Origin of the sequence: Accumulibacter sp., from assembly GCF_029255125.1 — a bacterium.
Lineage (GTDB): Bacteria > Pseudomonadota > Gammaproteobacteria > Burkholderiales > Rhodocyclaceae > Accumulibacter.
Genome location: NZ_JAPUVR010000025.1, coordinates 1 through 12,293 on the forward strand (window position 1 = coordinate 1; position 12,293 = coordinate 12,293).

At 65.0% G+C, this 12,293-nt stretch carries 8 protein-coding genes; 6 read left to right on the forward strand and 2 right to left on the reverse strand.

From position 1 onward, the window contains the following. The first annotated feature begins 365 nt into the window (after positions 1-365). Positions 366-1,028, forward strand: a complete 663-nt coding sequence (locus Q1L59_RS00885) for a response regulator transcription factor (protein ID WP_300327409.1) — start codon at positions 366-368, stop codon at positions 1,026-1,028. Then, entirely contained in the window at positions 1,028-2,458 is a 1,431-nt protein-coding gene (locus Q1L59_RS00890; protein WP_300327410.1) for an ATP-binding protein, read from the forward strand. The genes Q1L59_RS00885 and Q1L59_RS00890 overlap by 1 nt, the downstream gene beginning before the upstream one ends. 22 nt (positions 2,459-2,480) lie before the next feature. Here Q1L59_RS00890 and Q1L59_RS00895 read toward each other — a convergent pair whose 3' ends face one another. Both Q1L59_RS00895 and ubiB read right to left on the reverse strand, forming a co-directional pair. Further along, the gene (locus Q1L59_RS00895; RefSeq protein WP_300327411.1) at positions 2,481-3,605 is read right to left on the reverse strand and encodes a beta-ketoacyl-ACP synthase III; all 1,125 of its coding nucleotides are present in this window, start codon (positions 3,603-3,605) and stop codon (positions 2,481-2,483) included. 21 nt (positions 3,606-3,626) lie between these two features. Further along, on the reverse strand, positions 3,627-5,168 hold the full coding sequence (gene ubiB, locus Q1L59_RS00900) for a ubiquinone biosynthesis regulatory protein kinase UbiB (protein WP_300327412.1): 1,542 nt from the start codon (positions 5,166-5,168) through the stop codon (positions 3,627-3,629). Between the two features lie 136 nt (positions 5,169-5,304). Here ubiB and argS point away from each other — a divergent pair, with 136 nt between their 5' ends. The 4 genes from argS to Q1L59_RS00920 all read left to right on the forward strand — a co-directional run bounded on the left by argS (position 5,305) and on the right by Q1L59_RS00920 (position 11,809). Beyond that, complete coding sequence (gene argS, locus Q1L59_RS00905) at positions 5,305-7,077, forward strand: arginine--tRNA ligase (RefSeq protein ID WP_300327413.1); 1,773 nt, start codon at positions 5,305-5,307, stop codon at positions 7,075-7,077. A 33-nt stretch (positions 7,078-7,110) separates the two neighbouring features. After that, on the forward strand, positions 7,111-7,914 hold the full coding sequence (locus Q1L59_RS00910; protein ID WP_300327414.1) for an SPOR domain-containing protein: 804 nt from the start codon (positions 7,111-7,113) through the stop codon (positions 7,912-7,914). A 20-nt stretch (positions 7,915-7,934) separates the two neighbouring features. Next, positions 7,935-8,603 (forward strand): thiol:disulfide interchange protein DsbA/DsbL, encoded by a 669-nt coding sequence (locus tag Q1L59_RS00915; protein ID WP_300327415.1) that lies wholly within the window; start codon positions 7,935-7,937, stop codon positions 8,601-8,603. A 326-nt stretch (positions 8,604-8,929) separates the two neighbouring features. Continuing rightward, the gene (locus Q1L59_RS00920) at positions 8,930-11,809 is read left to right on the forward strand and encodes a caspase family protein (protein WP_300327416.1); all 2,880 of its coding nucleotides are present in this window, start codon (positions 8,930-8,932) and stop codon (positions 11,807-11,809) included. The last annotated feature ends 484 nt before the right edge of the window (positions 11,810-12,293 follow it).

Consider the following 12,293-nt stretch of genomic DNA (forward strand, 5'->3'; position numbering starts at 1 on the left):
ATACCACCGGTCTTGGCCGCAGACAAAGCGACTCACGACAATGTCAACACGCTCAAGCGGCAAGTCGGCAGACCAACGGCCATCTCAATGGCCAATCATCGACCCGCCAGGCCAGATCGGCACGCCGCCCTGGCGCATCGTGCGGCGCCCTGCTCCGCAACGCTCGCTGGTCGCTTGGCACGGGTCATACCTTCCCCTCCTCCCGCGACGGAACGCCTGCCGAATGTCGTTGAACTACGGTCAGTGTTGACCTCAGGCGCGTTTCCGGCCACCATCCGGACGGATCAGATCGCGCTGCGCGGCGCCGAATCATGCACGCGCGGTTGAGCAGACTGGCTGACATTACTTCGTACGGGACACGACTGGTGCGCATTCTGTTGGTGGAAGACGATGCTGCCCTGGGCGATGGAATACGCGCCGGCCTCAGACTTGCCGATTACGCGGTCGACTGGGTGCGTGACGGCGAGGCGGCGCGCTCGGCGCTGCTTGACCACAGTTACCACGCCTGCGTGCTCGACCTGGGCTTGCCCAAGCGCAGTGGGCTCGCGGTCGTCGAGGAACTGCGCCAGCGCGGCAACCCTGTACCGGTCCTCATCCTGACCGCGCGTGACAGTACGGCCGACAAGATCGCCGGGCTCGACGCCGGCGCCGACGATTACCTGACCAAGCCTTTCGATCTGCCCGAGTTGCAGGCGCGCCTGCGCGCGCTGCTCCGTCGTGCGGCCGGTGCGTCGACGCCAACGCTGGAGCACAACGGTGTCGTTCTCGAACCGGCGAGCAAGCGGGTCACCCGCAACGGCGAGGCGGTTGCCGTGTCGGCACGCGAGTACGCGCTGCTGCACGATCTGTTGAGTCATCGCAACCACATCCGCACGCGCAGCCAGCTCGAGGAAAGCCTTTACGCCTGGGGCGAAGAAACCGGCAGCAATACGATCGAGGTCTACATCCATCATCTGCGCAAGAAGTTTGGCGCCGATTTCATTCGCACGATACGCGGTCTGGGCTACCGCCTGGGCGGCCCCGACTGATGCCGCACCTGCTGCCCGGCGCCGGCATTCCCTCATTGCGCTGGCGCCTGCTGCGCACGGTGTTGATCGCTGCGCTGCTTGGCCTGGCGCTGAGCGGCGTGCTCAGCTACCGTCTGGCGCAGCACGAAGCCGAGGAATTGATGGACGGCCACCTGGCGCAGTCGGCGCGGCTGCTCCTCGCCCTGGTGCGCGACAACGGCGGAGAACTGCGTGAGCTGGCGATGCGCCTGGCGACGATCGAGCGCGAGCGCAGCAACATCTATGAACCGCAGCTCGAATTCCAGGTGGGCAGCGCCGACGGTTCGCTGCTTCTGCGCTCGGAGCATGCGCCACGCATGCCGATGACGGGCCGGCTCGGCTATGCGGTGATTGAACACGATGGTCGGCCGTGGCGCATGCTGACGCTTGCCTCGAAGCAAGGCGATTATCGCGTTCAGGTCGGCCAATCGATCGAGTTGCGCGACCGGGCGGCGCTCGAAGTCGCCGGCCAGACGGTCCTGCCGATCGCCCTCCTCTCGCCGCTCCTGCTTCTCCTGCTCTATGGCTCGGTTCGCCGTGGTCTGAAGCCGCTCGACGACCTGGCGGCCGATGTTGCCTCACGGTCGCCGGAAAAGCTCGAGCCGCTGGCTAGCGGCAGCGTTCCGCTCGAGGCGCAACCGCTGGTTTCGGCGCTCAACCTGCTGCTTTTCCGACTGAGCCACGCACTCGACAACGAACGCCGGTTTACCGCTGACGCGGCGCACGAACTGCGTACGCCGCTGGCCGTCGTCAAGATCCAGGCGCAGGTCGCCCAGCGCACCGGCGATCCGGCCGATCGACAGCACGCACTCGACCAGGTCGTCGCCGGCGCCGACCGGGCGGCCCGCGTCCTCGACCAGTTGCTCCGCCTGGCGCGCCTCGACCCGCTGGCCCGGCTGCCCAGGGCTGACCCGGTCGATCTTACCGAACTCGTGCGCACCTTCGTCAGCGAGCCGGGCGACGTGAACGAGCTGGACCAGCTCGAGGGGGAAACCGAAGCGTTTCCGCTGATCGTGCGCGCTGACCGCGAGCTGCTGCACATCGTCCTGCGCAATCTGGTGGACAACGCGCTGCGTTACAGCCCGCCGGGAACGCCGATCACGATCTTCGCCCGGCACGACGACGGCAGCCTGTCACTCGGCGTCGCCGACCGCGGCCCGGGCGTTCCGGCCGACGAACTGCCACGGCTGGCCGAACGCTTCTATCGTGGCCGCGACGTCAGCGCGGAAGGCAGCGGTCTCGGGCTGGCCATCGTGCAACGAATTGCCGAACTGCACGGCGCCTGCCTGGAAGTCGAGAATCTGACCACCGGCGGCTTCCTCGCCCGCCTGCGGTGGCCGCCGCGAGCGCCAACCGGGGCGAACGGCGCACCGTCCAGAGGCAGCGCGCGAAGGCCACCACCCGCCCGCTGATCAAGGCTGGAGCGCCAGGGAATCAGCACTTTCTGAGCGCCAGACTACCGATCGAGTAACCCGCACCAAACGAGCAGAGCAGACCGAGATCGCCGCTGGCAAGGTCCGTGTTGTGCCGATGGAAAGCGATGATCGAACCGGCTGAAGCGGTGTTGGCGAACTCGTCGAGAATCACCGGCGCTTCGTCGACAGTCGCTTCGCGTCCGAGAAGCCGGCGACCGATCAACTGGTTCATCGCCAGATTTGCCTGGTGCAGCCAGAAGCGGCGTACCTGCAGCGGCGTGAACCCCAGGCTGGCCAGGTGCTGCGTCATGTGCTCGGCGGCCATCGGGCAGACCTCCTTGAAGACGCGCCGTCCTTCCTGAACGAACAACTGGTCGCGATCGTCCGGATCGCGGTCTTCGCAACGCGAGAGAAACCCCGCATTGTTGCGGATGTTGTTGGAAAAGCTCGTCGCCAGCTTGCTGCCGAGAACCTCCCAGGCGTGCGCCGAACGCGCCGCGTCCAGGCGTTCGACAACGATCGCCGTACAAACGTCACCGAAGATGAAGTGGCAGTCGCGGTCCTTCCAGGCGAGGTGCGCCGAGCAGATTTCCGGATTGACGACGAGCACCGTGCGTGCCGTCCCGCAACGCACGGCATTGACCGCGATGTCCAGTGCAAAGGTCGCCGACGAGCAGGCGACATTCATATCAAAGGCATAGCCGCGCTCGACGGCCAGCGCCTGCTGAATCTCGACGGCCATCGCCGGATAGGCACGCTGCATGTTCGACGCGGCACAGATCACCGCATCGACCTCGGCGCCTGTCCTGCCGGCGGCGGCCAGCGCCTCTCTGCCAGCCGCCACGGCCATCTCGGCCTGCAGTGAGAGCTCTTCATTGCGCCGCGCAGCAAAGCGCGGGCGCATCCTTTGCGGATCGAGCACGCCGGCCTTGTCCATGACGTAGCGCCGGGTGATTCCCGACGCCTTTTCGATGAAGTCGACACTCGATTCCGGACACGCGGCAAGCTCTCCGGCGACGATGCGCGCTGCGTTGTCTGCGTTGAAGTTGCGCGCGTACTCGTTGTAAGCCGCGACCAGTTCTTCGTTGCTGATCACGTACGGGGCAGTGTAGACGCCTGTGGCGGTCAGTGCGGCGCGTTGCATGCGGATTTTCTCCTGGTGTCGTCAAAAGTGAAGGTAGTGGCCAGCCAGCAGCACCGCCAGGAGCAAGGCGATGATGCCGAGCAAACGCTGCTGGCGACGCTGAGCGCGCAGCAGTTGGTCGAGGATAGGCGTCAGGTCGGGCTCATTGCTCTGCCGGGTGAGCGCCTGGTGCACCAGGCGCGGCAGTTGGGGCAGCGTGCGCGCCCAATACGGGGCTTCCTGCTGGACCCCGCGGTGAAAGGCTCGCCGGCCAACCTGCTCGCTCATCCAGCGTTCGAGGAAAGGCTTCGCGGTTTTCCACAGATCGAGGTTGGGATCGAGTTGCCGGCCCAGGCCTTCGATGTTGAGCAAGGTCTTCTGCAGCATGACGAGCTGCGGCTGAATCTCGACGTTGAAGCGGCGCGAGGTCTGAAAAAGTCGCAGGAGGACTCGACCGAAAGAGATCTCGTGCAGCGGTCGGTCGAAGATCGGTTCGCAAACGGCGCGGATGGCCGCCTCGAACTCGTCGGCGCGCGTCTCGGGCGGTGCCCAGCCGGCTTCGATGTGGGCCGTCGCGACGCGCTTGTAGTCGCGCTGAAAGAAGGCGAGAAAGTTCTGCGCCAGGTAGTTCTTGTCGGCGTCGGTCAGCGTGCCGACGATACCGAAGTCGAGCGCAATATAGCTGCCGTGGTGCGCCGGGTCGACGGCAACGAAGATGTTTCCCGGATGCATGTCGGCGTGAAAGAAGCCGTCCCGGAAGACCTGGGTAAAGAAGATCTCGACGCCGGCGCGCGACAGTGCGGCCAGATCGACCCCGGCAGCGACGAGCGCCGCGGTCTGGCTGATCGGAATTCCGCGCATCCGCTCCATGACCATGACCGTCGTCGTGCATTGGTCCCAGTACACTTCCGGCACCTGGAGCAGGCGCGAGCCACTGAAATTGCGCCGCAACTGCGAGCAGTTGGCCGCTTCGCGCATCAGGTCGAGTTCGTCGTACAGGTACTTGGCAAACTCTGCGACGACCTCGCGCGGCTTCAGGCGGCGGCCATCCGACCAGGCTTTTTCGAGCACGACGGCCAAGGTCTCGAGCAAGGCCAGATCGTTGGCGATCACTGCGTGCATCGCCGGCCGGAGAATCTTGACCGCGACTTCGTGCCCGCCGTCCTCGGGCCGCAAGCGGGCGAAGTGCACCTGGGCGATCGACGCACTGGCTACCGGCGTCGCGTCGAATTCGGCGAAAACCTCGCTCGCCGGTCGACCGTAAGCATTCTCGATCTGCGCCAGGGCGAGTTGCGACGAAAAAGGCGGCACGCGATCCTGCAGCTTGGCCAGTTCGTCGGCGATGTCGGGCCGCAGCAGGTCGCGTCGGGTCGACAGAACCTGACCGAACTTGACGAAGATCGGTCCGAGCGATTCCAGTGCCTGGCGCAGGCGAACCGCGGGTGGCGCATCGAAACGCCGCCAGAAGTGCAGCGCGCGCGAACAGGCCGCCAGCCGGCCGCTGGGTTCCTGTTCGAGAATCATCTCGTCAAGGCCGTAGCGGCTCGCGATACTGAGGATTTTGGCGAGACGAAGGAGTCGCAAGCGCGGCGGCCTGTTCTGGTCGGAAATACAACGAGTTTACACAGAAACTCGGGCGATCGCTCCGGCATTCGCCCGGCGGCCGCCGGCGCGTCGTATAATCAGCGGCTTGACTGAATCCTTCAGCAGACCCAAAGCGATGAGTCACGACCTCAAATCCCATCTCGCCGACTTGCTTCGCCACGCACTGCGCAGCGTCGCGCCGGGCGAGGCAAACGCAGACATCCACCTCGAACGACCCAAGCTGGCCGCGCACGGCGATTTCGCGTGCAATCTGGCCCTGCAGCTTGCCCGCTCGATCAAGCGCAACCCGCGACAAGTCGCGCAGTTGCTGCTTTCCGAGCTGCCTTTTTCGCCGTTTGTCGAAAGCGTCGAAGTTGCCGGCGCCGGTTTTCTCAACTTCCGGTTGTCGGCGGCGGCCAAGCTCGATGTGGTGCACAAGATCCTTGAAGACCAGGCCGCCTTCGGTCGGTCGACCGCCGGCGGCAGCCGGAAAGTCCTGGTCGAGTTCGTCTCAGCCAATCCGACCGGGCCGCTACACGTCGGGCACGGGCGCGGCGCCGCCTACGGCGACAGCCTGTGCCGGCTGCTCGCGCACGCTGGCTGGGATGTGACGAGCGAATACTACGTCAACGACGCGGGACGCCAGATGGACATCCTCGCGCTGTCGACCTGGCTGCGCTACCTCGAACTCGCCGACGCCGACGGCGAGCGCTGCCCGTTCCCGCCGAACGCTTACCAGGGCGACTACGTGCGCGCGATGGCCAGTCAGATGCTCGCCGCGCACGCGAATCGCTACGTACGCCCGGCAGCCAGTCTGGCCGGCGCAACGCCCAAGCTCCCGGCGCCCGAGCGCAGCGACGCGGCGGCCGTCCAACAGCGGGAGGCCCATCTCGACGCGCTGATCGGCCAGGCCAGGCAGTTGCTCGGCAAGGATTGGCAGTACGTACATGATTTCGTACTCAATGAGCAACTGGCCGACTGCCGGAGTGACCTTGAAGAATCCGGCGTGCTGTTCGACGTCTGGTTCTCCGAGCAATCGCTGTTTGCTACCGGGCTGGTTGCACGCTGTGTCGATCGGCTGGACCAGGCGGGCTATCTGTATGAGCAGGACGGTGCCCGGTGGTTCAGATCGACGCAGTTCGGCGACGAGAAAGACCGTGTCGTGCAGCGTGACAACGGGCTGTACACCTACTTCGCTTCCGATATTGCCTACCACCTGAACAAGTACGAGCGCGGCTTCGAGCGCTTGATCAACGTCTGGGGAGCCGACCACCACGGCTACATTCCGCGCGTCAAAGGTGCGATTCAGGCGCTCGGACTCGACCCACAGGCGCTCGAGGTGGCACTCGTTCAGTTTGCCGTCCTCTATCGTTCCGGCTGGAAAGCGCAAATGTCGACGCGCTCGGGCGATTTCGTCACGTTGCGCACGCTGCGCGCTGAGGTCGGCAACGATGCCTGCCGCTTCTTCTACGTCTTGCGCAAGTCCGACCAGCATCTCGACTTCGACCTCGACTTGGCAAAGAGCCAATCGAACGATAATCCGGTGTTCTACGTCCAGTACGCGCACGCGCGCGTCTGCTCCTTGCTTGCCCAGTGGGGCGGCGACCCGCAGGTGCTTCTGGCCAGCGACCTGAGCCGTCTCGACAGTCCGCATGAACTGACCCTGGCGACTCGTCTGGGAGCATTCCCGGAGCGCATCGAAAGCGCGGCCGAAGAGCTTTCCCCGCACCTTATTGCGTTCTATCTCAAAGACTTGGCATCAGAATTTCACAGCTACTATAATGCCGAGCGAATGCTGGTCGATGACCCGGTGCTGCGCCAGGCGCGCCTTGCGCTGGCGGCCGCCGTGCGCCAGGTGATTCGCAACGGATTGGCGATTCTCGGTGTCAGCTGCCCGGAATCGATGTAATGCGCAGAACAGAGGATCTCGATGAGTCGTGACATGAAACCCCGCAAGGCAGCGCCGGCCAGGAAATCCGGCGGTGGGACGCTGCTTGGCCTGTTCATTGGACTGGTCATCGGCGTCGTCGCCGTCGCCGCTGTCGTCTGGTATATCAACAAGGTGCCGCTGCCGTTTACAACGACCGGCCAGCCACCGGCCAAGGCGCCCCCGACGGCCACCGCCAAGGCGCCTGCGGCGACGCCCGAGACTCAGGCGGCAGCCGCTCCTGCCCCGATTGCTCTGCCCGGCAAACCGGGCGACCCGGTGGGCAACGATAAGCCGCGGCTGGATTTCTACAAGATCCTTCCTGGCAAGGCCGAGGCAATCCCCGATCCAGCGCCCGCCGAGCACAAACCCGTGGAGGCAAAGCCGGCGGAAACGAAGCCGGCGGCCAGCAAACCTGAGGTGGCGACGCCGACCGCACCGGCGAGCAGCGGCCCAGCGACCGAAGGCAGACCGGCCGAGAGCAAACCCGCGGCGAGCCGGCCAAGCGAGAGCAAACCAGCCGAGACGAAGCAAGCCGAGAGCAGCAAGAGCCGCGAACGAGCCGACAAGGAAACGACAGCGCTGAAGGAGCCCATCTACCTGCAGGCCGGCGCTTTTCAGAGCGCCAGCGAGGCGGACAACCAGAAAGCGCGCCTGGCGTTGATTGGCGCTGAAGCGCGAATTCAGCAGGTCATGCTGCAGGACAAGGTCTGGTATCGCGTCCGCCTCGGGCCCTTCCACAAGATGGACGACGTCAACCACCTGCGCGGTGATCTGGCGCGCCAGGGCATCGACGCCAATGTCGTCAAGAAGGATTGACCATCTCGATGAGGAAAACCATGTCTACACGCCTTTCCCGCTGGTTCCTGACGCTCGCCGTCGTCGTCCTGGCCATGCTTCGACCCGCCGGCGCAGAGCTTGTCGTCGGACGCGACTACGTGCCTATCGTTCCGCCACAAGCAACCGACAACCCCGGCAAGCTCGAAGTGATCGAGTTCTTTTCCTACGGCTGCCCGCATTGCGCCGAATTCCACCCGACGGTCAGCAAGTGGGCGGCGGCGTTGCCCAATGACGTGGTTTTCCGGCGCGTGCCGATTTCCTTCAATCGACCGCCGTGGGCTAGCCTGGCCAGGCTGTTCTACGCGCTGGAGGCGACCGGCGATCTGGCCCGCCTTGACAGCGCCGTTTTCCGTGCGCTGCACGAGGCCGGCAGCCGGCTCTATGACGAGAAGAGCATCGTCGCCTGGGTGAGTGCGCAAGGCGTAGACAGCAAGAAGTTCACGGATGCCTACAATTCGTTCGGCGTGATCAGCAAGGCCAAACGCGCTGACCAGATGGCCGAGGGGCATCGTATCCCGGGCGTGCCGGCAATGGCTGTCGATGGCAAGTACCTGGTGACCGGCAAGGAAGCCAAGGGACACGCCGAGATCATTGCCCTGACCGATCAGGTCATCGGCAAAGTGCGCCAAGAACGAGCCAGCGGCAAGGAGCGCGGCGGCAAGAAGTAGTTGTAGTACGCAATAATACGACTTGGCAGCAGAAGGCAACGCGCCTTGCTCGGCGCGCCGGTCGGGGCGCGCCAGCTCGCAACGCCCCGATCCCGCTTGCCGCGCACGGCGAGCGCCAGCCCCCTGAAGTTGCGCATCGAGTCAGTCAGGCACGGCGAGAAATTTCGCACGGAAGATTGTAAGGCGGCGGCCAATAATCCTTGTCGCTCGCCAAGCGCACCGAATACGCTTGCGGCCCGCGCCCAGGTGACCAGCGAAACGATTCCGCTGCGCCCCCCCTGATGACCGCCCAGTCGGGCGCGCCGGGCGGCTAAGGAGTTCCCCCTATGCCATTCCGACACGTGATTCGCGCCCTGCACGGCGCGCTCATGGTGGCCGGCTGTCTTCTTCTCGCCGGATCGGTGGCTGCCGGAGAACCGGGCAGCAAGCCGATTCTTCGCCTTGAAGCAGGCATGCACAGCGCGGCCATCCAGAGCGTCACGACGGATGCGCAGGGACGCTGGGCAGTCACGGCGGGCGAGGACAAGACAGCTCGTGTCTGGGACGTAACGACCGGCAAGCCGCTCGCCGTCTTGCGCCCGCCGCTGGATGAGGGCAACGAAGGCAAATTGTACGCCGCTGCACTGACCCCAGACGGCAAGACCGCAGCGCTCGCCGGCTGGACGGGCTGGGATTGGGACGGCAAGGCCAGCATCTACCTCTTCGACCGGGCAAGCGGCCAACTGCGCGGTCGCTTGTCCGGTTTGCCGAACGTCGTACGCTTCCTTGCCTACTCGCCGGACGGTCGCTGGCTGGCAGCCGGGCTGGGGGGAACCTCTGGTCTGCGCGTCTTCGAGGTCGCCAGCGGCAAGCTGGTCGACTCGGATCCCAACTATGCCGAGCAAACCAGCAGCCTCGCTTTCAGCCGCGATGGAAAGCGGCTGCTTACCAGCAGCTACGACCGCAAGCTACGCCTTTACCGGATCGAAGGCAGTGGCCGCCTGCAGCTCACGCGCAGCGTCGAAGCCAACGGCGGCCAACGGCCGTTCGCTGCCCAATTCTCGCCTGACGGCACGCGCATCGCCGTGGGCTTTTCTGACACACGCGTCGTGCAAGTGATCGATGGCAGCAAGCTGACCGATGTCGCACGCGCGAATACCATGGGAATCGATACTGGAACGCTGAGCAGCCTCACCTGGAGTGAGGATGGCCGCCGGCTGTATGCCGCCGGACGCTGGGGCCTCGAGAACCGCAGCACTCTCCGACGATGGCCGGCCGGCGACTGGCAGAGCCCACATGATCTGGCGCTGGACGACGAGTTGTTGACCGCGCTCCTACCTCTGCCCAGGGGCGAGCTGCTCTATGCCTCAGCCGGCCCGGCATGGGGCGTGCTGACGGTAAGCGGCACACAACGCGTGCAGCGCACGGCAACGATCGCCGACCTGCGTAGCCAGTCGTCCGACCAGATCCTGATCACGCCCGACGCCAAGCGCGTTCGCTTTGGCTATCGGTCGAGTGGCAAGGAGGCACGCACCTTCGATCTCGCCAGTCGCAGTCTGACTGACGACGCTGCGCGGCTGATCGCTGCCCGTACCAGTTCGCCCGAGTTGCTGATCTACAACTGGAAAAACCAGACTGCGCCGAAGCTGGATCGACGAGCGCTCGAGCTGGCTCCGGGGGAAACTGCCCGCTGTCTGGCAATCGCCGAAGGAAGCGCGGCTTTTGTTCTGGGTACCGACCGCAAGCTGCGCCTCTTCGGACGCGACGGCAGCCAGCTCTGGGAGCGCTCGATTGCCGACGGCGTATCGGCGGTCAATATCAGTGCGGACGCCCGCTACGTGGTCGCCGCCCATGGCGATGGAACGATCCGCTGGCACCGTCTGCGCGACGGCAACGAGACGCTGGCATTCTATCCACACGCGGACCGCAAGCGCTGGATCATGTGGACGCCCGAGGGCTTCTTTGCCAGTTCCGGCGCTGATGCGGACGGATTGATTGGCTACCACATCAACCGGGGGCGCGACCAGGCGAGCGGCTTCGTCAGCGCCGCCCAGTTGCGTGAACGCTTCTACCGGCCCGCCCTGCTCTCGCGTCGCCTAGACATCGACGGTGATACGCTGCTCGCCGACGCCATTGCAAGGTTCGGTGACGCGCGCCTGCTTCTTACGCGCAGCGATGGACGTGCCCCGACGCTCGAGTTGTTGTCGCCGAGTGAAATCTATAGCAACCGGCCCTTCGAGGTTCGCTTCAAGGTGGTCGACGGCGGCAGTCCGGTTGAGCGCGCGATCTATCGCATAGACGGTGCCGAGATCGAAATGCCGGCGGCCAGCAGTGCCAATGCTGGCGTCATCGCGCGCACGCTGGATCTGCAGCCGGGCAGGCACGAGCTGCTGATCAGCGCAGTCAACCGCCTGGGGCTGGAGTCGCTGCCCCTGCGCGTGAGCGCAGATGTTCTCGCCGGATCGCTGGTTGAACCAACGCTGCACGTCCTTGCCATCGGCATCGCCAACTACCGCGACGCGACGCTGGCCAGCGCCGTGCGCTTTCCGGCCGACGACGCGCAGGCGATCGCTCGACGCTTGCGCGAACAGGGCGCAGCACACTATCGCCAAGTGAACGTGCAAACACTGCTGAACGAACGCGCCACGCGCGACGGGATTCGCGCGGCGCTTGCGGAAATGGCCGGCAAGGTGCTTCCACAGGACGTTTTCGTTTTCTATCTCGCCGGCCATGGCCGGATCTTCGATGGCGAGTATCACTTCATCCCCTACGACGCGCAAGGCTCGGCAGATTCCCTGCGCAAGCGCAGCGTCAGTCACGACGACCTGCGCCGCCTGCTGACACGCATCCGCTCGGTAAAGAGCATCACGCTGCTCGACACGTGCAGCGCAGGTCTGTTCGGATCACGCCGCGGCGGCCGCATCAGCGAGGAAAAAGATGCGCTCGAGCGCCTGGCTCGCCTGACCGGGCGCACCATTCTCGCTGCCACGGCGGACGACCGGATGGCCCTGGAGGGAGAGGGGCGACATGGTGCATTTGCCTACACGCTGCTCGAAGGGCTGGCCGGCAAGCCTGATCGTAACGGCAACCGCCTGGTCGACGTGCGCGAGCTTGCCGCGCATGTACAGGAGCACTTTTCCCGGCTCGCACGAAAGAACTGGGGCTATGATCAGCGGCCATTCACCAGCGTCGCCAGTCACACCTTTGCCCTGTTTCCTGCGCGTTAGGCGCCCGCCGGCACTGCGGCAGCCGCCGCCGGCGGCGCGCAAGCTGTGCTTTTTGCTAAAAGCCAGGGGTAATGCCAGCCAGCAAGGCCAACTGCGCCTGATATACGCAGATACGCAGGCAAGGCGAGAGCGGAATGGCGAGCAGCGAAACGCAACGCATCGTCGAATTGCCGCCGGCCGGCGTGTAGCAAAGATGCCCGCTCGCCTTGGCTTCGCACAGCGCGCTCGAACGTTTCGTCGCCGACCATCGTGACCTGTAGTGAGGCTCTGCGGCGCTTGACGGCGCGTACGCTGTAGCACGCGTCAGACCGCTGCAGCCGCGCCCAGCGTCGGTCGCCGCTCGACCATCCGTATGCTCGTCACGGTAAATTTGTTCTCCGCCCCGTTTCACGCTTTGGCGTTGCCGAGCGAGTTTTTCGTCATGCGCAGATAGTCAAAGACGAGGCGGATGTTGCGGTTCAGGTGGGCCATTTTTTGCGCGATG

Bases quoted from the DNA above. Each gene is read 5' to 3' on its own strand.
- Q1L59_RS00890 (WP_300327410.1), top strand. From the start codon at position 1,028: ATGCCGCACCTGCTGCCCGGCGCCGGCATTCCCTCATTGCGCTGGCGC.
- Q1L59_RS00895 (WP_300327411.1), bottom strand. From the start codon at position 3,605: ATGCAACGCGCCGCACTGACCGCCACAGGCGTCTACACTGCCCCGTAC.
- argS (WP_300327413.1), top strand. From the start codon at position 5,305: ATGAGTCACGACCTCAAATCCCATCTCGCCGACTTGCTTCGCCACGCA.
- Q1L59_RS00910 (WP_300327414.1), top strand. From the start codon at position 7,111: ATGAAACCCCGCAAGGCAGCGCCGGCCAGGAAATCCGGCGGTGGGACG.
- Q1L59_RS00915 (WP_300327415.1), top strand. From the start codon at position 7,935: ATGTCTACACGCCTTTCCCGCTGGTTCCTGACGCTCGCCGTCGTCGTC.
- Q1L59_RS00920 (WP_300327416.1), top strand. From the start codon at position 8,930: ATGCCATTCCGACACGTGATTCGCGCCCTGCACGGCGCGCTCATGGTG.